The following is a 24,353-nucleotide window of genomic DNA, read 5'->3' on the forward strand; positions in this document are numbered from 1 at the left end:
CATCAATAAAAACGCATTCATTTCCATTAGTGTTAGCTATTATCGTCGTCTTCAAATTCATCCAGCCCGGCATCGAGTTCCAATGCTTTTACAGCCTGAACAGCATTACCGGCAATTCCCCGGATGGAACCGTACATGCCTAATGTGTTTTTAATCACTTTATCGATTTGCTTTTCCCTTTGGGTCCAGATTCGTTTCATGGCATTTTTTTCTTTGTTCAGATCCTCCTGCATTTGTGAAAAGCCTTCTACAATACCTTCGATCTGCAAACGGAATTCGGTACTGGTCAGGAAATCATATAACATTTCCATTTTGTCCCCCCGATTCTCCTGGGATTGCACCGCCTGGTTGACCTGGATCAAAGACTGCCGCAATACTGCACTCAGCCCTTTGAATTCCTCATAGGTACAAATCCAGATACCCTCTTTCATGCCCATGCGCTGCATATCACCCGGTAATACCTCTGTAACCAATACGCCTAAATTGGCTTTTTTATCCCGGATATCATTTTTGAATTTTTCAATCCAGGCCGGTTGAAAGGATTTGGTTCGTTTGCTTTCATAATAGATGGAACCGCAATTCTGGATTTCTCGGGTATTAACTGTCTGCAGGCAATCTGCACCATTGGCCCCTTTTTTAATTTCATCGATGGTATCCAATGGGAAATTTCCCGTAAGCCATTCTTCAATAGCCAATTCCATTACCTCGCCCTGCAATTGCATGGAGCCCTGCTCCTGTTTGCGTTTCATTTCCTCGGTGAGTTTTTTCTGCTCTTCCAGTTGTTTTTGCATCTCCCGGAATCGCAACTCATTCTTATCATCTTCCTGTTTCCGGATTTTTTCCTTTTCTACAGTTAGTGTCGCATTGAGTTGCTTTTGCGCTTCTGCTTCTATCGCTTCCTTCATTTCTGATTTCTCGCGTTGCAATCGTGCAATTTCACCTTCCATTTTATTCAGTTCCCGTATCTTATCCGATTTTTCGGTAAGCTCCTTCTCCATCAACAGGATGCGGTCTTTGCTTTCTTCTTCCAACCGAGCTTTTAATGTGGCCGTAATTGTTTTTTCCACCTCTTTTTTCTCCCGCTCCAGACGTTCCTGGAAAAGCTCATTTTCCTTTTTCTTTTTGGCTTCAAATTCTTCCTTGGATTTTTCCAAAGCTGCATTTTTAGCTTCCCACTGATGGTCCTGTTCTTTAAGTTTTTGTTGAAATTCCCGGCGTAGCGTATCTTCAATCTGATGCGTCAGAATATCATTGACATCGATAGATGTACCGCAATTCGGGCATTGTACAGAAGATTGATTGGTCATATAACGTTATATTTTTGATTGGCAGCACTGCTGCAATGGTGTAGTAAATTCAGAACTGCCCGGGTACATGTAGCATCCGGAAGCAGCAACAGGTATAAATCAGGCAACAGGCATTCAAAGCCCATTTTCCAGTTTATCTTTTTAGGGCATACCGTTTATCGGTATCCATTATTGTTCCGCATTTTGTACAGGTTCTCAGCGTTTTTGAATTGTAAAAATGCTGGAAATGAGGCAGAAAATCCTTTTCTATATCTTTCAGTTCAAAATAGACTTCATATAATTTATGGTTACAGTTTTCACAATGCCATAACAATCCATCGGTATAGCCTTTTCCGGCGCGTTTCCGTTCTACCACAAGTCCTATGGATCCTTCGCCACGCACTGGTGAATGCGGTACTTTTCCGGGATGCAGGTACATATCTCCGGCATGCAGTTCCATTTCCTTGCGTTCCCCGTCTTCCTGTATAACCACTTTGATACTGCCTTCCAACTGGTAAAACAATTCTTCGGTTTCATTATAATGGTAATCTTTACGGGCATTAGGCCCAGCAACGATCATTACAATAAAATCGTCAGATTCGACATAGATGTTTTTGTTACCAACCGGTGGTTTTAAAAGGTGACGGTTATCATTAATCCATTGATTAAGATTGAACGGTTTTGCTATTGCCATGATACTGATTTTTGGTGCATAAAATTACTGATTTTTAATGGTGACTAAAAGAAAAAGCAGCATAAATCGTGATTCCGGATTATGCTTCAGATATCCTTTTACATTACTTTTTTAGCCGTACCAGATAGATATAGACCGGAAAGTGATCGCTATAGCCTGCATCTCCATTAGCATTCCGGAGCGGATATCCCTTATAACGGCCTTCCGCCCGGGTCAGGAAAGAAGGATTATAAATACCAGCCTTCCAAAAATGCCAGGACTCATATCCCGGGCTTAGAAAAGGTGCTGAAACCATAATCTGGTCAAAAACTTCCCAAACATCACGATAGGCCAGTGTTCCAAATCCTTTTTGGGCTAATGCTCCCATAGGATTATACAAATCCAGCGCTTCAACCTGGGAACGTTCTGATTTTGCTTTTAGCCCATTCCTAATATTTTCACTGTGGGGCGGATCGTTAAAATCCCCTGCATTGATAATAAGGGCATCCGGGTTGCCTTTCTGAAGGGAATCAATAATTTTCCGGTTTTGCCGCGCAACTGCCATCCGGTAAGGTGCACTGCGTTTGACGCCTCCATAACGGGAGGGCCAATGGTTGATGATGATACTAATTTCCTCCCCTTCCAAAAATCCGGTGACCAATAGTATATTACGGGTATAAATCCTATAATCCCGACTGGTACCGGACTTATTTTTGAATTGTTTTTCTTTTTTTGGCATTGACCGAAGTGCTGCTTTTTCATAAATCAACACTGGAATACTGGCATAACTGGTGGGTTTAAAATACTGTTTCTGATACAGCAAACCCAAATCTATACCACGCCTGTCCGGGGAGTCGAAATGGACGATCCCATAATTCTGAGAGATCAGCTCCGGTTGCCGAATCAGGTCTTCCAAAACAGTCCGGTTTTCGACCTCTGCAACCCCCACAAGTACAGGAGGCTGCTGGTGTTCCGCATTTGTCCCAATCTGTCGAATGGCGGTGCTGAGATGCTGTAATTTCTGGATGTATTTTTCCGGGGTCCAATGTTGTTTGCCATGGGGCGTAAATTCATCATCCTTTATCCCTGCCTCATTAATAGTATCAAACAGATTTTCAAGATTATAGAACGCAATAGTATGGTTTGTAAATGTTGTTTTTTGCGCTACAGCTGTTATCCAAACAAAAACAAGCAACAAAAAAAGTCTTATTCTGATATTTTTCATCTTAAAATAGAATTTATTTATGAATATTTAACAAAACGTGTTTACGAATATAAATCAGACTATTAAATAATTTAAATTTACATATTGTTAAGATTTCAGTATTTTTTATAAAATAACTTTTTAATTGAATCGGTTATGAAAAAAAAGATCTTCATCCTCCTATCGTTACTATTTGCTAATCAGGCTATAAGCCAACAAACGATTACCATCCACGGAAAAGTAATTGACAGCCAGTCCAAAGGCCCTTTAGCGCAGGTAATAATACAACTTCACAACACCAATACAATTACGTTTACCGATACCAAAGGTTACTTTTCCTTACAGGTTAATTATACTGAAAAACTTATGCTCCAATGCCGGAGTAATGGCTATAAGACCCAGTTGCTCCCATTGGAGCCTGAGGGATTACTCCAGCTTGACCTTGGGCTTATAATGTTAGAAGAAGATTTTGTTGCTGAGCAACAAAATAGCACTATTGGCCTTACGGAAAGTGATTTTGAAGGAGAACATAGTGCCTCCGAAACCACACCCGCATTACTCGGTGCATCAAAAGATGCCTTTACACAAGTTAGTTTTTTCACCACAGGCCAGGCTCGTTTTAAAATAAGGGGACTGGATTCCGAATACGGGACAGTGACACTCAATGGTATCACCATGAACAGCCTGAACGATGGCAGGCCACAATGGATCCCTTTGAGCGGTCTTAATGATGTAACCCGGGAGCAGGAATACGGTACCGGTTCTTCCCCCACTTCCTATACTTTTGGTGGGATTCAGGGGAGTCAGTTTATAAGCACCAGGGCATCGGCTTACCGTCCGGGATCCAAAATTTCATTTACAGCCAGTACTTCCCGTTACAATTGGCGGACAGCAGCAACCCATAGTTATGCTCCTGACAAAAGAGGTTGGTCATTTACCGTTTCCGCCACAAGGCAATGGGCCAATAGCGGCTACTTCGATGATACAGCCAACCGTGACAATGCTTTCTTTTCCAGCATCGAAAAAAAAATAAATACCCGTCACAGTTTTAATCTAACCACCGCTTATACACAATTATACCGGGAGAAAAATTCAATAAACACAGAAGAAGTCACCACACTTGCAGGTAGACAGTATAATTCGTATTGGGGCTATCAAAACGGAAGCAAAAGAAATTCAAGATATCGGACTAACCAATCGTTATTGCTTATTGGAAATCATTACTGGAAAATCAACAATAACAATCATCTGAATTCAGGCTTTGCGTATCACTATACTACTACTGGGAATAGCGGCCTGAATTCCGGGATTGCCAAAAGTCCCGATCCGGTACACTACCGGAAATTGCCCAGTTATTATTCAACGTTACATAACGCTTCCGGGGACTATGTAGGAAATACCCCCGAAAACCAGGCTTTAGCAGAAAGCAACCGCAATCAATTCTTCGAAAATAAACAATTGGATTGGGATCAGCTGATTTATGGCAACACCGTCCCGCAAACTGACAGTGAAGGAAAAGAATATGGAAGAATCGCTGGAGAAAGCATCGTAGTGCTCTATGAAGACCGCACTCATAACCGGCAACTGAGTGCCAATACCCAATTCACATCACGTTTATCCGAAACTATTTCTTTTAGTGCCGCAGCAGCCTTACAGCTTCTTTCTTCAGAAAATTATCAGAAACTCGTGGATCTTTTGGGCGGTCATTCCTATACCGATAGCAGTCCGTTTTTAAGCGGCGATCAACAACAACCCAATTTGGATAATCCGAACCGAAGTCTGGGCATCGGAGACAAATTTGGTTATCATTATACCACAAATTCCGGAGCCCTAACTTTATTTTCCCAATTTCAATTCAAGTACCCCAATATTGACTTTTATATCGGTCAGCAATTTCTACGGTCACACTACCAACGAGAAGGCCATTACCGCAATGGGAATTATCCCTTTACGTCAAAAGGTAAAAGCCCAAAAGTTATTTTTGATACTTTCGGTTTTAAGGGCGGTATCACCTACAAATACTCCGGAAAACAATTCCTTCAGTTTCATGGCACCTATTACAGCAAAGCACCCACACTTGCATCTGTATTTCCAGTCATACGGCACAGTAACGTTATAGAAAATTTGCAAAATGAAACTGTGGCTGCGGTTGATGCTGGCTACCAGATTCAGACCCGACAATGGAAATTACGCCTGAACGGCTATTTTTCACGCATCTCCAATATAACAGCTCTTGCCTTCTATTTTACCGAAGGAATTTCACTATTAGATAATACTAAACCAACTGATGCATTTGTTACGGAATTGATCACTGGCCTGGCGAAAAAAAATCTGGGTGTAGAACTGGGTGTAGAATACGCCCTAACCCAAACCCTGAAATTAATGGCTACCGCGGCTTATGGTGAATATACTTATGATAGCAATCCTAATATAAAAATCAGTACAGAAACACAACCTTCATTTGCCGATTTTGGTGCTGCTACATTACAGCATTACAAACAACCCGGAATGCCACAACAAGCTTATTCCATAGGTTTAGAATACCGGGATCCGAAATTTTGGTGGATTGGAATCAATACGTATCATGTATCCCATCATTATATTGCGCTCACACCTTTGTCGCGGACTAAACACTTTACTTCTGAAAGCACGAATGCAATGGACTTCGATTGGCCGTATGCCAGACGCATTTTACAGCAGCAGCGATTGGATCCCGTTACACTATTTAATCTTATTGGCGGTAAATCCTGGAAAATTTCGGCATTAACCATTGGGTGTTTTGCCATGGTCAATAACCTATTCAATACGAGTTATAGAAATGGTGGATTTGAACAACCCCGAAATGCAACCTATTCACAACTTACCCAAGACCTAACAGGCCCAAATCGTGCATTTGGCCCCAAATATTCGTACAACAACGGAAGAACCTTTTTTCTAAACCTTTATATAAATTTTTGATCGTATGAAAAAACAGTACCTAAAATTGATTTGCCTGGGACTATTCATTTTACTCGCCAGTAACGAGTGTACTACGGATAATGAATATTCAATTCCCACACTGGACTGCATTGAACCCAATAGTGTTCCTACCAAAACTGTCCGTGAGTTATGGGATTTGGCGACTGCTATTCCTCAGTTGCAAACCGAAGATGATATTATTGAAGCCTACGTAGTTTCAAGTGATAAAGAAGGGCATTTTTTCAAGACCCTTTTCCTGCTTTCCCTGGATTATGAAATTGGCTTTTGCCTCTTACTTGATGATATCAGCCTTTTTACAGAATACAGAATAGGACAAAAAATATACATCCATCTGAAAGGGCTTTATATCGAAAAGCAGCACGACCTTCTTAAAATCGCAAGTGCAGTTGATGGAAACAGCCTCCCTATTAGCACTCCACAATATAAAAAACACATTACCAAATCCTGCTACAGTGTCATTGAATCCACGATTAGCACTGCTATGGATCTCAATACACCGGACAGCACTTTGATTGGAAAATTAGTAACATTAAAAAAGGTGCAATTTATAGAAAGTGTATTAGGGCAAACTTATTATAATCCGGAGAATACTTTTGGCCTTGATACGCGGCACCCCATTACCGACAGCCTGGGCAACCGAATCATTTTAAAAACCAGTTCATTTGCTTCTTATGCCACCACAGCAGTAGCATTCAAAAGTGGCTCGATACGCGGCATACTCACCCGGTACAATAATGAATATCAACTCACTCCCCGCTATGCCTCTGATCTTACGCTTACGGAACCCCGTTTTACAATAGCTGAAACTCCGGAAGCACCTGTCGTTCCTACAGATCCTGATCCTGAAACACCTGAGGAACCCGATAGCGAAGGCCATTATCTTTTTCCATATGGCAATCTCGAGAATTTCAATGGTTTTTTAACTGCTATAATCGGCTCCTCTTTACCGGAATTTTTACAACATAGCATTGGAACAGGATTTCAGGATAGCAATTGCCTGCATCTCACTACCAATGCACAAAGCGCAACTACGACTGTATTTACCGCTTTCCCAAACATAAATCTTCCTTCCACTTATTCAAAAATAAAATTTTACCTCAAAGGAAGCGCTGCCAAAAGTTTCTCCATCAATCTTTATAAAACGGATGGAAGCTATTACAAATTCAACCTTCGTGACATCACCACTAATACAACCCTGACAAATGAAAACACTAACAAGTACAATGGGACAATTGCGACTTCGGGACAATGGGTGCTCATTACTTTAGACCTTCAGTCATTGACAGATCTAAACACGACACTACTTACTAATCCTCTATTTTCTTTAAAAATTGGGAACAATAGTAATTATGATATTTATATGGATCATTTCACTATAGAATGAACTCAATTATTGATTATATGAATTTAAAAACAAACATTGTTAAACAATAATTAAATTATATTTATTTCTATATTTGAATTATAAATAAATGATATGATACCTAAATTGCCCATCCATTGTCCCAGTTGTTCCGAATCCTTATGTGTTTCCGAATTATCCTGCATGAATTGCCAGACTAAAGTATCAGGAAATTACGTCCTTCCGGTATTGCTACAACTCAATCCGGAGGAACAGCAGTTCATCCTGCAGTTTCTACTTTCGAGCGGTAGCCTCAAAGAAATGGCTACAAAAATGGGAAATAGCTATCCCACCGTTCGTAATAAACTGGATGATATGATCGAACGTATTACACTACTCCATACGAAAGACAACCCCTTATAAATCCTGAATTATGAACTATCGCACCTTTCTTAATCCTTTTGAAAAATACAATGAAAAAAAACTACTGCTGATTGGTGGTATTGCTACTCTCGCAGGTGGCTTTTTAAGCTATGCTTTTACCGGTCGTTTTGATGCTGCCTTGCATCTTTCTTATGTGAATGTGGTCAGTATCCGACAGGCTTTTAGCGATACACTCCTGATTTGTTTGTCACTATTCCTGAGTCTTTTTGGGGTTGGAAAAATTATCAATAGAAAAACACGCCCAATTGATATTCTCAATACTGTCTTAATCGCCCGGATACCACAATATTTATTGCTCTTTGCTAATATTGGCCATTTTATGGAGTATACTCAGGAAGCACTTCTAAAATTTGCCGGACCCGAAAACTTAACTGTTGCAAATCCAGATATTCCTCTTGGGACACTCATCGTAATACTCGTATTTGCATTTGTATCCATACTGCTATTAATCTGGTTTATTGTATTGCTCTATCAGGGATTTAAAGTAGCGGTAAACACTAAAACTACGGCACACAAATTTTATTTTGCCGGAGCACTCATCCTTGGTGATATTCTTTCCCGGATCTTATTGGCTTATAGCCCATTCAACTAAGAAAAAATGAAGGAAACGATCCTCTTCTCCGAAACACAACGTTTCCGCCAATGGTGGATTTGGATACTATTGTTGGGGATTTACAGTATATTCCTTTACGGATTGTATGTTCAGCTCATTATAGGCCAGCCCTATGGTGACAAACCGATGACCGACATCATGCTTATCATCAGCACTATACTCTATACTTCGTTTGTTGTTTTATTTCTGTTCGTGCGGATGGATACCCAAATTACACAAGATAGCATTCAGATCCGTTTTTTCCCTTTCCATCGAAAACCGAAACGGTATAGCTGGGACAGCATTAGCGAATATGCGATACGAAAATACAATGCAACCCAGGAATATGGGGGCTGGGGCATCAAAGGTTATTCGAACGACAGGGCTTATAATATTTCCGGCAACCAAGGATTACAAATCCAATTTAGGGATGGCCATAAACTATTAATTGGCACCAAAAATTCCGAAGGACTTCAAAAAGCACTTTCAAAAATAAAACAACCAACTCCTAACTGATTATGAAAAAACTATGGCTATTTTGCCTCCTTATCGCCTCATTAACACAAGCACAGGACAAGCCTGTAAAAACTCAGGAAATCGCAGTAAATGAGCTTCTCAACGGTACCTTATACCTTCCCACAGCCGGAACTCCAAAGAGCTTAGTTATCCTTATCGCCGGATCAGGCCCTACCGACAGAGATGGCAATCAGACCGGGATGGACAATAATTCCTTAAAATTCCTGGCAGAACAATTGGCTGCAAAAGGAATAGCTGTTTTCAGTTATGACAAACGTTTTTTTGCAATGGCACTAAAAGGCCCCATCGATGAGAGGAAACTGTCTTTTGATGATTTTATACACGATGCGGAAACTGTAGTTACTTATTTCAATAATCAGAAACACTATCGAAATATTATTATTGCAGGACATAGTGAAGGTTCCCTGGTAGGAATGGTAGCGGCAGCACACCGCACAACAGCGGGTTTTATTTCGCTCGCCGGCGCCGGCCGGCCTATTGACGCAGTCCTGGCAGACCAAATTGCGGAAAGAGCCCCCATGTTACTTCCGGAAACCAAGAGTATTTTAGCCCAACTCAAAAAAGGGGAAACAGTTGCCAACTTTAGCCCGGCATTGAATTCTCTTTTCCGACTAAGCGTACAGCCTTATATGATTTCGTGGATCAAATATGATCCCCAGTCTGAAATCAAAAAACTAAAAATTCCCGTATTATTGATTAATGGGACAAAAGACATACAAGTCAGCGTCTCCGAAGCAGAGTTGCTCCATAAAGCGAAACCCGACAGCCAGTTAAAAATCATTACCAATATGAATCATATTTTCAAAGACATAAAAGGGGATAGCAATGAAAACCAAAGCTCCTATAGCAATCCTGACCTTCCTGTGATGCCTGAACTTATAGAAGCAATTACAGTTTTCGTTAGTAAAATTTAAGCGGATCAGTCCCTTAATCAGCAGGAAAATCCAGGTCGATACACTTTAGATTTGTTTTATAACCAATCTTTATAACAAAAAAAGAGCATCCTTTTCAGGATGCTCTTTTGGTATGCGGGATGCAGGTTATTTTACAATCAGGAATTCTGATCTTCGGTTCAGCTTGTGCTGTTCCTCTGTACAGTTATCACCACAATCTACCTTAGGCTCACTCTCGCCAACTCCCTTACCGGAAATCCTGCCCTTAGCGATACCTTTCGATAAAATGTATTGTACCGTACTCTTAGCACGCCTGTCCGAAAGTTTTAAGTTGTACTCATCCGATCCACGGCTGTCCGTATGCCCTTTTACCAAAATCACCATCTCGGGCTTGGCCTTCATAGCCTCTACCAGTTTGTCCAATTCATAAGCTCCTTCTCTGGTGATGTTGCTCTTATCGAATTCAAAGATGATATCATTAAGTACCACTTCCGTTTCCTTGATGATCTCCTCTATCGGGTTGATCGGTGCGTTTACCTTGAGCTCTCCGCCTTTGGTTTTTGCTACCGCAAATGTGCCATTCTCATACCCTGGTTTACTCACCTGGATCGTATATGCCTTATCACATTCCACGCGGTATTCTACACTACCATCCGACTGGCTTGTTTCCGTTCCTACCACACTCTTCTTCTCATCTAATATCGAAACTGTAGCTCCCGATAACGTCCTGCCTGTTTTGGAGTCTGTTACTGTGGCTAAAACTTCAACATCACAAATTGGAGTCGCTTTATAGATATCATCGTTACCTCCAACATTACTCGCGTAGAATCCTACATTCTGAGCGGTATTGAAGCTAAACCCGAAGTCATCCTTTTCACTGTTAACCGGTTTACCCATGTTCACCGCTTCCTTGCCTTTGGCAAGATCTATCGAGAAAACATCAAGGCCTCCGAAGCCCTGCCTGCCGTTAGAGGCAAAGTACAATACTCCGTTGTCCGCGATAAATGGGAAGCTTTCCTTAGCTTCCGTATTCACTTTCTTACCCAGGTTCTCCGGGGTACCAAAGCTGCCATCAGCCTTAATCTCTACTTTCCAGATGTCCGAATCCCCTAAGCTGCCCGGCATATCCGAAGCAAAGTACAACGTCTTGCCATCTTTACTAAGGCTTGGGTTACTCACTGAGTAGTCTTTGCTGTTAAATGGAAGTGGCGTGATGTTACCCCACTGGTCTCCACTGCGTGTCGCCTTGAAAAGGTTCACCTGGCTTGTGCGGGTATTCGCTTTCTTGTCTTTCTCATACAGCTTTTCTTTAAAGCTCTCACTCGAGAAATAAGCGGTCTTACCGTCTGCACTTACTGTTACAGGACCATCATGGTATTTACTGTTCAATGCACTCACTGGCTCTGCCTTGGAGAACGTACCGTCTTCGTTATACGTAGACTGGTAGATATCAAGGTAAGGCTGGTCATTCCATCCGTAGGTCTTACGGCTGGTATTGCGCGCACTGGTAAAGTACAGCGTCTTGTCAACCAATACAGGTCCGAAGTCCGAGTACTCACTATTGATCTCAATCCCTTTAACCGTGTACTGCTTCGTCTTTTTTAATAACGCAGGAAGGTAGTTCGGCTCGGCCTTAAAGGCAATAGCACGCTGGTCGTTGGGCACTAAGCTCGCAAAATGCTGCATCTGCTTGTTCGACTCTTCGTATTTGCCATTGGCTTTGAGCATCTGGGCATAACGGAAATACGTCTCCGCATCCTGAACTCCGGCTTTGATAGCCTGCCCATACCAACGTTCCGCTTCTGTCGTGCTGAAAACATTGTAGTAGCTCTCTCCCAATTGTTTGTAAACATAAGCATCGCCTTTACCTTTCTCGGTTAGCTTAAGGTATTCACTCGCTGCATCAACATATTCAAATCGGTTGTACAGCTTATCGGCCTTGGCCGTGTCTTTGTTCTGTGCCGTTAAGGACATACTGCCCGCCAACACAAAACTTAGAGTAATATATAAATTCTTCATGATTCGCTTTGCTTTAGATTAGAAATATCGTGGGGAACGGGAGACCTTTTTAGGGAAGTTCAAATCAAACAACAACATCACCTCATGAGAGGCTGGCGTTGTTACTTTAAGGTCAGAAACGATATGGTCATAAGCATAACCAATACGTAAGTTCGGGGTGATCGCATAGTTCACCATACCTCCAAAGGAATCATCGATTCGGTAGGTAGCACCGATCTCAAACTTGTCAAAAAACATGAAATTCGCTGAGGCATCCAAAGATGTAGGCGCATTAAAGGCTGATTTAAGCATGAAAGACGGTTTGAATTTTGTATTCTCTGATAAATCAAATACATAACCTCCCGTTAAAAAGTAATGTTGTACTTCTGAGCCATATTCCACCCCGTTGTAATCCAAATGCGCGGATTTGATCATATTAGGCACCGAAAGGGCAACATAGTATTTCTGGGTATAGTAGAAGAATCCCGCTCCGGCATTAAACCGCGTGGTGCTGGTATTCTCTGCAAAGGCGCCATCCGTAGGTACTGGAAGCGTTCCCGCTACCTCGCTGTTAAGCCCGATTTTCTGGAATGTAGCTCCTGCTTTAATACCCAAAGCCAAGCGGTGTTCCCCGCCTAAATTTAATGTATACGAGAAATCCCCATATACATTGTTCTCTTTTACAGGACCAATCTCATCGGAGATAACCGATAATCCCAATCCTACATTCTTCCCAACTGGGCTGTGAATCGAAACTGTTCCTGTGGTTGGTGCATCTTCGATATCAACCCATTGCTTACGGTACAAAAGTCCAACAGCTAAGTTTTCCTTCGAGCCTGCATAAGCCGGGTTTATCACGTTCATATTATACATATACTGCGTATAATGTGGATCCTGCTGCGCATGTGCATCTAAGAGTGCCGTTAATGCTATCAGGGCGGTGAGGTATATTTTCTTCATCTTGATATTTATTATTTATCGCCTGGAGAATCCCTTCCGAATAATCGGAAGGAAAATCCAAACTTATGTTACTCTCTATTTATTAATATAAACCCATCCTGTTTCGTTCGTACCGTTGGTTTTCTCTATCATATAATAGTACGTACCATCTGGCAACTCATCATGATTTTTTGACTGGCCATGCCACTGGTTCGTATAAGCACCCGTAAAGCTATAAACCTCACGTCCGTAGCGATTGAAAATTACCAGTTTCTTAACCCCTAATCCACTTAGGTTAAAGTCATCATTATCACCATCACCATTGGGAGACAAACCTTTTGGAATCCTGCAGAAAACACTCTCCACAGTAAATCCTTCAGTACTCTCACAATCGCCATTGGTAATTGTTACCGTAAACAATAAAGGCAATGTATAATTCTCGCCCAAAGTCCCAACTACATAATCCGTAACATTAAACACATTACTGTTCGTTCCTACAATTGCACCCTGGGAGGTTTTCCACGTATACGTAACTACCGAGCCATCAAATGAGCCATTCAATGGACTGGCCGTTAACTCCAGCTTGTTGTTTACACAGTCATTCGCAATGGCGATTTCTGCTGGTGGTGTAATGGTTACTGTGAATGTATTCTCATCTGTACATGTACCAGAAACAGCGTAAACAAAAATTTCTTGTGTCGTTGTTATATCAGTACCTGCAGCCAGTTGTGTACCTCCTCCTTGAGTTGCTGTATAATAAGCATTGTTTGGAGAAAGTGCAGGAAGTGTATAGCTACCACATGCTACTACCGATGCTCGTGCATCTGCAACAATTGCTGCACCAATAGTTACCGTAAATTCACTTTCGTTAACACAATCTGCTCCAGTACCTGTTTGTGCAAATACGTGGATTGTTTGAGTTGTTGTTACAACATCACCTGGCTGAAGCTGGGTTCCTGTTGCGCCTGGACCTGTGTAATAACTATTATTTGCACTTAAAGCAGGTAATATATAAGAATCACAAACTGTTACGTCCTGAATTTGATCTGCTGGTGTTGGTGTGGTGAAAATCAATTGGAATGTTTTCACTACGAAACAACCTGTAGCAGCACCATTAGACGTTACTCTAACATAAATAGTCTGATTAGCAGTTCCTACAAAAGCAGTAGTATCAGCAATTGCATCAACAGCATTTCCAGTTTGAGCCGCAGCATCCGTAAGGAAATAAGCAACAGTATAATCTGCAGCGTTCAGTCCGTCAAGGATTACAGCTGTATTTGTTGAAAGATCAAATGTAGCTGTTGCTTCTGTAGTACAAGTCGTAAGATTCGTAGGCTGATTAGAAACCTCAGGATTTACAACTTTAATGATTACTTCAGAAGATCTGTTAATCTCATCTCCGTTACAGTTTGTATAGTTAGCTTGTGCTACCATAGTCGTCTGCTCAGAAAGACATACCTGAATATTTTGTTGATTACTAAAGAAAACACCGTCTCTTAACCATTGGAAGTTCACATTTGAATCTCCGTTTGGATTAAATCTCCATGCTTCATCAGTAGCAGTCCAAGGACCTGTATTCCTATCGTCTGGAGTGTAAGCATCTGTTCCAGCATTGTTCTGGATACCAATTACTCCCTCTCCACTTTGCCAAGAAGGACAAGCTACCCTGTTTTTTACATAAACCTCAATAATATTTGAAATTTCATAAATTACAATTTGTGATGTTTGTGCTCCAACAGCAGCATTTGAATTACAAGCTGATCCAAATTGTGCCACCTCAGAGAAGTTCACAACTAATGCTCTACAAGGATAGTTTCCTAATACCTGATAGTTTACACTTGGATGTGCGAATGCATTATTAATGGATGGATCGATATCCTGATACACGCCATAAATAGCATTTTTAATTGGGAAATTCGTAGCTGGTATTGCCTGGTTGTTAAAGCTATACGGACAGCTTCCAGCCTGATTCGCAGGATAGTTCGCATTGAATGAGATTACCCCATTAGATCCAACCTGAGCTGAAGTATAGGATTCTCCAAAGAAACAGAAGTCAAATGGCAAGTTAATCACCGGAGACCATGCATCATCAATAGTGGAGTTCATTTCGGTTCCTCCAACAAAAGGGAAAGGAGGATTATATGGGATAGAACTTACTTCATATGATGTAGTAGCTCCAATTCCGAAATAAGACGCGTTTAAGTTAACACATTGCTCTGCTTCACCTTCACAAAGTATAATTTGTGAGTCAACAATATCTACTCCTACACCTACGATATCCACTGCGGCACATCCAGGAGGAGAATAAATAGAGAATGCAAAAGGACCTGACCAGAAACTGCTCTCTGTATCACTACAGATGGCTCTTACATAATACTCATAGAAAACACCTGCATTAGCAGCATAACTATACGCTGGTGTACCGTTTACTATAACACCTGAAACCGGAGTTCCAGTACCTGCTACCTGAACTACAACTTCCCATTGGGTTTCTGTACCTGTAGGTGTCCATGATAAGTTAATTGTAGAACTATTCGTTTCTGCTGTAGAAGCTAAGTTTACAGGAGAAGGACACGTTAATGCCGACAGGTTGATATTATCAACTGCTGCTGGTGGCTGTGTTCCTCCACTGCCATCATTTCTCCATTCGAATACTAATCGTACAATCTGCCCCGCATATGGTGCAGCCTGAATGATGTAATTTTGGGTTGTAAAAGCTGCTGAAGCATTAAAATTAGCGCCCAACTGAATACCACCACTATTAGCTGCTGTAATTTGTGTACCAGGAGTTGGGACAAAGGTTACCGGAACTAACCATACTCTTAAATAGTCATAAATAGATTCTCCATTCGCTCTCCAGTCGAAAGATAAACTTACCTCTCCGATTACTGCTGGCATCTGGATATCTCTATAGGCCTGTGCCGTTGTTGTTGCACTTAAGGTATAAGCATTTGAATTCCCGTTATCATTAGTGATATACAAAGAATTTTCACCGCCATTATTTACTGCATTTCCGATGATCCATTTATTGGTTTGTGTACCATTATTCAATGTCCATGATGCTGTACCTTCAAAATCATCTGCAAAGTTCATTTGTGCAGGAATCTGAGGTGTTGTAAAACTGAATGGTCCAGTCCAAAGACTCGTACCATCTGTACCACAATTACTTCTTACCCAGAAATAATATGCTGTAGAAGGTGTCAGACCTGATAAAGCAACGGTTGCAGGAACAACGTTTCCAGTAGGAACCGTAGTTGCCGTTGGTACCGTATTTACCGTTTGAAGGTAATAATCATAAGAAGCAGCACCGTTAGCTGGCGGCGTCCATGACATATTTGTTGCATTTTCAGTAAGGCCTGCCATTGTTATAGCAGAAGGTGAAGAACAAGTTACGAGACCAATATTGATATTATCAACTGCTGCTGGCGGCTGAACACCACCACTACTATCATTTTTCCATTCAAAAACCAATCGCATTAATTGACCCGCATAAGCTGAAGCTGGTGCAATATACGTTTGTGTAACAAAAGACGTAGAAGCGTTTAAATTCTGGCTTAACTGTACACGGCCAGCTGCTGCTGTAATTTGTGTCCCTGGTGTAGGTGTGAAAGAAGCAGGCACTAACCATACTCTTAAGTAGTCATACGTCGACTCTCCTACAGTTCTCCAGTCAAAAACCACACTGATCTCACCAACAGTAGCTGGCATTTGAATATCCCTGTAAGCTTGTACTGTTGAAGCAGAAGATAAATTGTAGGTATTTGTCGTACCTCCATTATCTGTTATATAAAGAGAGTGTGTACCTCCATTGTTCACAGCAGTACCTACAATCCATTTATTTACTTGTGTTCCGTTGTTCATAATCCATTGTGGATTTGCCCCTTCGAAACCATCGGTATAATTTAATGTAGCCGGAACCTGAGGTGTTGTGAAAACAACTGGCCCTGTCCAGATACTTGTTCCATTTGTAGCACCACAATTGCTCCGTACCCAAACATAATAGGTAGTCGCAGAGTTAAGTCCAGTTAATGGTAAAGTAGTTCCTGCTACGTTCCCTGTAGGAACAGTAGTTCCATTAGGAGCCGTATTACTGGTTGCTGAATAGTAATCATAAGAAGCAGCGCCAGATGCTGGAGCTGTCCAGTTTACGTTGGCAGTAGTTGTAGTTACTCCGGCAGTAGCCAATGCGGTTGGAGCCTCACAGGTTACAACAGAAATATTTACATTATCGATAGCTGCTGGTGGTTGAGTACCGCCGCCGCCATCATTTCTCCACTCAAAGATGATTCTTACTACCTGACCTGCATAAGCTGCAGCAGGAAAAACATAAGAAGCCGTTGTAAAGTTTGCAGAGTTGTTAAGGCTTACCCCGATTTGCTGTCCGCCACTATTTGCAGCAGTAATTTGAGTTCCTGCAACTGGTGTAAATGTTGCCGGTACTACCCATACTCTAAAATAATCCGTGAATGTTCCCGTAAAACCTTCACCAACAGCTCTCCAGTCAAAAACTGTACTTACCTGGCTTACTGTAGCAGGCATTTGGATATCTCTATACGCATGTACAACAGATGTTGACGTTAAAGTATAGGCATTTGCCGTTCCGTTGTTCGAAATATATAATGATTTCGTTCCACCGTTATTCACAGCAGATCCTACAATCCATTTATTCGTTTGTGTTCCATTGCTCAACATCCATTGATGTGCGCCTTCAAAACCTTCTGTATAATTTAATGCAGCCGGTACTTGTGTCGTTGAAAAAGTAAAAGGACCTGTCCATAAACTTCCACCATTAGCACCGCAATTTGTTCTTACCCAAAAATAATAGGTTGTAGAAGGGGTCAAACCACTTAATGGCGCTGAAGCAGTGGCAACAGTTCCAGTTGGAGTCGTTGCAGCAGTCGGAGCCGTATTGGTTGTCGCTAAATAATATTCATAACTTGGAGTTACCGATGTTATCGGGTTCCAGGATAAAGTAGCCGCATTTTCAGTAAGGCCCGCAATAGTAATATTAGCAGGTGCCGGACATGTTACCGGAACAATTGAAATATTATCAATTGCCGCTGGTGGTTGTGTTCCTGCACTGCCATCATTTCTCCATTCAAAAACCAATCGAACGACCTGTCCGGCATAAGCCGATACGGGTACAATAAAGTTTGGTGATAAGAAAGTAGTAGAGTTATTAAAGTGTGCTCCAATTTGAGTTCCGTTAGCCGCCGTGATTTGAGTTCCCGGTGTCGGTACAAAAGAAGCTGGCACTAACCACACTCTGAAGTAATCATAGAATGTTCCTGAGAACCCTTCACCAACACCTTTCCAATCGAAAGAAAGATTAACTTCGTCGATGTTCGTAGGCATTTGTATATCTCTATATGCATGAACTACAGAAGTAGAGGCTACATTGTAAATGTTCAGTGCACCATCAGTGCTGCTTGATATATATAAGGAGTGGGTTCCACCATTATTGGTAGCCGTCCCGATAAACCATTTATTCAGTTGCGTTCCATTACCAATTGTCCATAATGGAGTTCCTTCAAAACCTTCCGTGTAATTGAGTGTCGCCGGTACCTGAGTTGTTGTAAAGGTAAAAGGACCTACCCAGTTTCCGGTTGTTGCACCACAATTGGCACGAACAAAATAAGTATATGTCGTACTTGGCGTTAAACCAGTTACAGGAAACGGGTTGTTCGTTCCTGTATGCGTTATTGTACCTGTGCCTACTGTTGGAGTTCCCTGAACGAGTTCTACGTCCCAGGAAGCTGCTGTACCCACCCATGTTAAATTAGCGGTATTCCCAGTAATATTTTGTGCTGCAGCTGTAGCTGCTGTAGGATCAAGACATTGCGTCACAAGATTAACGTCATCAATAAACCAACGTTCTCCCTGTATTCCAGTAACTTGCGTATGCAGTTTCACAAAAGCAATATAAACCTGTTGGCCTTGGTAAGCAGCAGGAATATTAAATACCTTTTCTTCATAGGTATTGTAATTTGTGTTCATTTCCAATTCCGTCCATTGTTTGACTACTGTATAAGCAGTTTCCAATGTTTGGGAAGTAGTAGAAATACGCAATTGAAAAATAGTCCCCTGATCTCCAGATGCCGCTTGCTTAGCAAAAAAGCGCAACTGCCCATTAATAGGTATCGAAACTTGATTACTAATTAACCAGTCTGTGTTAACCGTTCCGGCAACATCAACAGGAGGTCTATTTATTAATGCAGCCTGTGTACCAGAATGTACTGCACCAGTTGTTCCGGAATTAACCATACCCCAAGTAGGGGAATTGGCTGGCCCGGTGTGAATTGTCGTCCAACCCGTGGGCGGAAAAGACGCGCCCTCGAAGCCTTCTGTAAACTGGCCGTAGCCACTCACAAACGACAACAAGAGCATAAAAATTAATAGTGTAATTTTTTTCATAGTTTGTTTGTATGAATTTAATAGAATTTTGATTTTCAAATTTAACTCTTTTTAAGAATAATTTAAACTAAAATTAATATTTAACAATCATTTCTTTCAAACGGGCTTTTTTCAAATACAAATTCGATAATTAATCCTATTGAATTCACTAGCTTTGTAGTATAATAAGTTATATGCTGGAAAAAGAAAAAAATACGTTCGAAAAAACTGTTATTGTTGGAATTGTAACTCAGAATCAATCAGAAGATAAGCTGAAAGAATATTTGGATGAGTTGGAATTTTTAACTTTTACAGCCGGTGGTGAAGTAGTGAAACGATTTTCGCAGAAAATGGAGCGTCCAAATCCCAAAACCTTCTTAGGAACAGGAAAAATGGATGAGATTAACCTGTATGTTAAGGAGCACAATATCTCCACCATTATCTTTGATGATGAATTATCACCTTCCCAACAAAAAAATATTACCAAAATAGTAGATTGTAAGGTTTTAGACCGTACCAATCTTATTTTGGACATTTTCGCGCAAAGGGCTGAAACCTCCTATGCGAGAACACAGGTAGAATTGGCGCAGTGCATCTACCTGCTGCCAAGACTCTCTGGTATGTGGACGCACTTAGAACGTCAAAAAGGGGGAATTGGAATGCGTGGTCCGGGTGAAACCGAGATCGAAACTGACCGCCGTATTGTACGTGACAGGATTGCATTGCTCAAAGAAAAAATAAAAACCATCGACAAACAAATGTCTGTACAACGTGGAAACCGCGGCACTATGGTACGTGTGGCATTAGTTGGATATACCAATGTAGGTAAATCCACCCTGATGAATGCGATTGGAAAAAGCGATGTGTTTGTTGAAAATAAATTGTTTGCTACGCTGGACACTACCGTTCGTAAAGTAGTCATCCGCAACCTCCCATTCCTTTTATCGGATACGGTAGGTTTTATACGCAAACTGCCAACTCAATTGGTCGATTCTTTCAAAAGTACGCTGGATGAAGTTCGGGAAGCCGATTTACTGCTGCATGTCGTGGATATTTCACATCCAGATTTTGAGGATCATATTGCTTCCGTAAACCAGATCCTACAGGATATCAAAAGTGCGGACAAACCTACTATTATGGTATTCAATAAAATCGATGCCTACAAATACCTGACTATTGATGCTGATGATCTGGTAACCGAAAAAACCAATCGCCATAATACGCTGGAAGACTGGAAAGCTACCTGGATGTCCTCAGTAGGTCCCGATAATGCATTATTCATTTCTGCGGTTAATAAAGAAAATTTCGAAGAATTCAGAGAGAAGGTTTATGAAGCTGTAAGAGAAATCCACATTGCACGATTCCCTTACAATAAGTTTTTATATCCGGAGTTCAAAGAAGCTCCTGAAAAAGAGGAAGAAGAAGAAGAATAACATTCCCATAACGTGAAATCATAACATAATATAGGCGACGAATTCCTATCTGCACTGTTATTGTGTTTTAGTATCACTACTATACTACCCATTTGTTCCACAAGGCTTTATCACTAAGGCCTTGTGGAATTTTAAATTATATCATCATCAGGTTATCCGTTGAGGAATAGTAAGCCTATTTACTGAAATAACACGGCCTGCAGGTCTCTTTCAATTCTTTTTGATAAACCGGTATTTTTATTCCAATATAAAAATCAGCGGCTTTCGATTGTTTTGAAAGTAAATTGGTAAGTACAGAACCCGATCCAATAAAGAAAGCCCCCACCCTCAAACCCGAACCAACTTGCATTCCACTGTATTCCATCCAGGACACAGGCACATAAAAGCTAAACCAGCGACTTTCATACCGGGGCGTCAGGCTTAACCGGTTAGCAATACTATTTCCATTTAATTTATTATCAGCAACCATGCTAATATCCCCATTTAAATTCAGGTAGTATTTGTTCGCAATATTCCAGTCTACCTCCGCATGAAGCGCAGTAGGCAGGTTGGCTCTCACGCCTTTAGTCGTTGTAATCCTATTGTAATTCGCATTGAGGAAATCATAGATATCATCTACATTATCGATCATATCCACTGTAACTACACCATTCAGATTATAGGTATCTTGTCTGGATTTCCTATAATGGATGCCCCCAATATCGGTTACGGATAATCCAAAACGCAATTTATACTTATTAAATTCCCTAAAACCATTATCAAGTGGGCGGGCATACCGCAAATCATAATCTTCGTAATCCGGCCGCCATTCGTATACCAACCCGAAATCAAAACCTACTCCGGCCGAATTGATATCAAACTCTAAATCCTGGCTTGCTTCAAAGTCGTGACTGCCTCCAATAGTAACTTCTCCGTTTGAAGTCACACTGCCAAGTTTGGGATCTATAGTATTTCGAACCAATGTCAGTCCAATATCACCGCCTTGTACATAAGCATTAGCCCCTCCCTGCAAATATTTGACTGTAAGCCCCCCTTTCAGGAAATGCTCTCGCTGTTGCACTAATACCGTTGCATAAGAAAGCCCCACTTCTCCCCAGGCATGTCCTACACCATTGGGACTGTTTCCGTTAAATTTAAAACTTTGTGCAACATCCAATCCATCTTTTACATCATCGACAAGATTGCCATTTACCCGGCCAACATTTATTATAGAGCGTGCTCTTGTAAATAATGCCACAGTATGTTTGGGCGCAATATTAAACATAAATGAAGTCCCCATAACATCAACATTACCAATCGCATTATTAGTAGCACGAGTGGTCACTTTAGCTTCTTTATCAAAATCATACCCTTTCTTATATACATCAAAAAGCCGAACTCCATACAAATCATTCCCTGCAAAAGCGCTCACAGAAAACAAATTAATATCAGTCTTAAAACGGGAATCTGCAATCATTGCCGGATTAAAAAGTACACTTTGCACTCCGGCATAATTATCATGAAAATACCCCATATAGGATTGTGCCGTAGCCGTTACAGCAATATTGATAAAAAATAGGGCAAGCAAATGTTTTTTCACTGGGTAAGGAATAGGATGTTTAATTCGTTGCAGAAAACTCCAAAATAAGAATTGACACATGCAGTCTCCGGGAGCATAACAGTCGAGCAGCGATTTTACGCTTATCAAACAGAAACAATTGTTTCCTTATCGCTAAAAAGCAGTATAGGTTACTATAGTTACAATCCCTTTAGATATAAAAAATGCAAAGGTAATCCTGGCACATGGCATCAATAGCTACAATAAGCCAAAAGAATGTTAGAATAGGCTATTTATTACCTGCTTCAATTACAAAATCAATCAAAGCCAATCAGGATTGACAAATCATTCAAACCCATCAACTTTTAAACCATAGTACATTCAAAATAAACAAGATACGAACATAGCCCTACCCAATAGAAACGAAAGTTGCCCCCTGATTATTATTACCCGAAACAAAGGATGTAGGAACCTATTATAACTATAGGTAGTGCACAATTGGAATTTCAGGTACAGGCATAAAAAAACCAGTGATATAGCTATCACTGGTTTTGCTTATAGTTGATTCATCTGTCATCACATATAGGCTCTGACAGTAGCGTAATCTTTTAGTATTAGAATCCGTAGTTGGCCCCTACACCGAATACCTGACGTATCTGGAATCCACGGAAAGCATTGTCATCATAAATCGTTTGAAAAGACAGATTCGTCGACAAATAACGGTTAATCTTAAGCACAATATTAAGTTGGTAATCCAAATCGACATTCTGTGGATCTTCCAGGTAATTGGAATACAGATTCAGAATATTCTCAAAGGTTACATTAGCCATAACATCCAGCTTATAGTAGGCTGAAGCATTAAAACCTAATTCATAACGCAATGATTTCCCTTCGGCTACCCCAAAATATTTCTCATCGGGCAAGGTAAAGTTTTTATCTACAATAGTAATTTTAGAAGTTGCCGGTGCAAAATTGAATTTCAGGTTATCATTTTTCTTCCAAAGGATACCCGGACCAAAGGAAAGATATCCCGGAGAGAGAATATTGGTATATTCACTACGTATTTCTACCCCATTTACATCTTTACTATAAGAATATCCTTTGGTAAACTGTGTTTTAAAGTTTAAAAATGCAGAATAGTACCAAAGGCTCTGTGGATCAAATTTTTTCCCTAAAAGCGAATTGAATTCAAAACGGTCATCGGTCTTTTTGGCAAACGAACTATTTTGGGTCTTTACGATACCATAAGAGGCAATCACTTTATTATCCCAGCTCCATTCCTTCTTTTTATAATTGAAATCATAATTCAGACCGAGGTTTCCAGCAACGTTATTTTCTCCCCCGGCAAGCCAGTTACTAAAAGTAGACTGATTAAACAGTAAGGAAGCATTTCCCTTTGTCGTCCAGTGCTTGGTCGTATCTGCAACAGCCTGCGCATCATTCTGATCCTGGGCATAAGCATTTACCATTCCGAAAACACTTAGCAATGTAATGGCGATTTTTCTCATAGTTTTAGATTTGGGTTTTAACAAAAATAAAAAAGAACTGACAAATCACCCGGAAATTTTTAAAAAACTTACTTCTTTTTAAATAATGGAACCGCCGAGCAGGCTTCACCATACATAATACTTCGCGCAAAAGGCTGAAGGTATTGGGCTGCGAGCACATACGCACTCATGGGTACCGGTTTTGAAGAACAGCCTTTTATAATTAGGGGCTTACCTTCATAACTACTGTAATCCAGTGTGGGCAAAATATCCTGGTAGAGTGCGGTATCCAGGTCTTCCAGAGTTCCCACAACTACTTTTTTGGCAAAAGGCGCCAGGTGTAATGTGACCAAAATAGACGACCATGCTGGGACAATAGCATCGGTACTGCAATGTATCGCTACATACTGATCCTGATATTGTGTCCAGTCATGATTTTTCAATTGCTCCCGGAAGTCCTTTTCTTTGAGCAGAAAACCTTCATAGAGCCATTGCGATATATCCAGTTGGGTTCGTTTTCCTTTCGGATAATAATCCTCCAGGTCAAAAATCTGCAGGGCACTGTTGGCAACTTTATTTATAATCTCCCCTTCCATAGTCCGTTCCTTTTGCGTTT

At 40.9% G+C, this 24,353-nt stretch carries 16 protein-coding genes; 7 read left to right on the plus strand and 9 right to left on the minus strand.

Annotation, left to right across the window (positions count from 1 at the left end; all coding sequences use genetic code 11):
- Nucleotides 1-32: 32 nt before the first annotated feature.
- The 3 genes from FK004_RS04000 to FK004_RS04010 form a co-directional block, all read right to left on the minus strand.
- On the minus strand, nt 33-1,307 hold the full coding sequence (locus FK004_RS04000) for a DUF2130 domain-containing protein (protein WP_108736096.1): 1,275 nt from the start codon (nt 1,305-1,307) through the stop codon (nt 33-35).
- Between the two features lie 133 nt (nt 1,308-1,440).
- Entirely contained in the window at nt 1,441-1,980 is a 540-nt protein-coding gene (locus tag FK004_RS04005) for a 3-hydroxyanthranilate 3,4-dioxygenase (protein WP_108736097.1), read from the minus strand.
- A gap of 103 nt (nt 1,981-2,083) precedes the next feature.
- A complete protein-coding gene (locus FK004_RS04010) occupies nt 2,084-3,184 on the minus strand; it encodes an endonuclease/exonuclease/phosphatase family protein (RefSeq protein ID WP_108736098.1) in 1,101 nt (366 codons plus the stop codon).
- Between the two features lie 135 nt (nt 3,185-3,319).
- On the opposite strand from FK004_RS04010, the gene FK004_RS04015 reads away from it, so the two are divergent.
- The 6 genes from FK004_RS04015 to FK004_RS04040 all read left to right on the plus strand — a co-directional run bounded on the left by FK004_RS04015 (nt 3,320) and on the right by FK004_RS04040 (nt 9,971).
- A complete protein-coding gene (locus FK004_RS04015; RefSeq protein WP_108736099.1) occupies nt 3,320-6,121 on the plus strand; it encodes a carboxypeptidase-like regulatory domain-containing protein in 2,802 nt (933 codons plus the stop codon).
- Nucleotides 6,122-6,125: 4 nt separating this feature from the next.
- Entirely contained in the window at nt 6,126-7,526 is a 1,401-nt protein-coding gene (locus FK004_RS04020; protein WP_108736100.1) for a DUF5689 domain-containing protein, read from the plus strand.
- 93 nt (nt 7,527-7,619) lie between these two features.
- Complete coding sequence (locus FK004_RS04025) at nt 7,620-7,907, plus strand: DUF2089 family protein (protein WP_108736101.1); 288 nt, start codon at nt 7,620-7,622, stop codon at nt 7,905-7,907.
- Nucleotides 7,908-7,917: 10 nt separating this feature from the next.
- A complete protein-coding gene (locus FK004_RS04030; RefSeq protein WP_108736102.1) occupies nt 7,918-8,520 on the plus strand; it encodes a hypothetical protein in 603 nt (200 codons plus the stop codon).
- Nucleotides 8,521-8,526: 6 nt separating this feature from the next.
- Nucleotides 8,527-9,036: a DUF6141 family protein gene (locus tag FK004_RS04035; RefSeq protein WP_108736103.1), complete on the plus strand. Its 510-nt coding sequence runs from the start codon at nt 8,527-8,529 to the stop codon at nt 9,034-9,036.
- A gap of 2 nt (nt 9,037-9,038) precedes the next feature.
- On the plus strand, nt 9,039-9,971 hold the full coding sequence (locus FK004_RS04040; protein ID WP_108736104.1) for an alpha/beta hydrolase family protein: 933 nt from the start codon (nt 9,039-9,041) through the stop codon (nt 9,969-9,971).
- Between the two features lie 126 nt (nt 9,972-10,097).
- Here the strand turns inward: FK004_RS04040 and FK004_RS04045 are convergent, their stop codons facing one another.
- The 3 genes from FK004_RS04045 to FK004_RS04055 form a co-directional block, all read right to left on the minus strand.
- Nucleotides 10,098-11,969, minus strand: a complete 1,872-nt coding sequence (locus FK004_RS04045) for an OmpA family protein (protein WP_108735838.1) — start codon at nt 11,967-11,969, stop codon at nt 10,098-10,100.
- 18 nt (nt 11,970-11,987) lie between these two features.
- The gene (locus FK004_RS04050) at nt 11,988-12,908 is read right to left on the minus strand and encodes a PorP/SprF family type IX secretion system membrane protein (RefSeq protein WP_108735839.1); all 921 of its coding nucleotides are present in this window, start codon (nt 12,906-12,908) and stop codon (nt 11,988-11,990) included.
- A 75-nt stretch (nt 12,909-12,983) separates the two neighbouring features.
- A complete protein-coding gene (locus FK004_RS04055) occupies nt 12,984-19,301 on the minus strand; it encodes a fibronectin type III domain-containing protein (RefSeq protein WP_108736105.1) in 6,318 nt (2,105 codons plus the stop codon).
- Between the two features lie 173 nt (nt 19,302-19,474).
- Between FK004_RS04055 and hflX the strand changes: the two genes are divergently transcribed.
- Nucleotides 19,475-20,713: a GTPase HflX gene (gene hflX / locus FK004_RS04060; protein WP_108736106.1), complete on the plus strand. Its 1,239-nt coding sequence runs from the start codon at nt 19,475-19,477 to the stop codon at nt 20,711-20,713.
- A gap of 175 nt (nt 20,714-20,888) precedes the next feature.
- On the opposite strand, the gene FK004_RS04065 is transcribed toward hflX, so the two are convergent.
- The 3 genes from FK004_RS04065 to FK004_RS04075 form a co-directional block, all read right to left on the minus strand.
- Complete coding sequence (locus FK004_RS04065; protein ID WP_157956024.1) at nt 20,889-22,292, minus strand: DUF5723 family protein; 1,404 nt, start codon at nt 22,290-22,292, stop codon at nt 20,889-20,891.
- 572 nt (nt 22,293-22,864) lie between these two features.
- The gene (locus FK004_RS04070) at nt 22,865-23,758 is read right to left on the minus strand and encodes a DUF3078 domain-containing protein (protein ID WP_108736108.1); all 894 of its coding nucleotides are present in this window, start codon (nt 23,756-23,758) and stop codon (nt 22,865-22,867) included.
- Between the two features lie 68 nt (nt 23,759-23,826).
- Nucleotides 23,827-24,333, minus strand: coding sequence for a DUF2480 family protein (locus FK004_RS04075; RefSeq protein WP_108736109.1), 507 nt, complete (start codon nt 24,331-24,333; stop codon nt 23,827-23,829).
- Nucleotides 24,334-24,353 lie beyond the last annotated feature (20 nt).

The organism is Flavobacterium kingsejongi, assembly GCF_003076475.1.
GTDB classification, from domain to species: domain Bacteria; phylum Bacteroidota; class Bacteroidia; order Flavobacteriales; family Flavobacteriaceae; genus Flavobacterium; species Flavobacterium kingsejongi.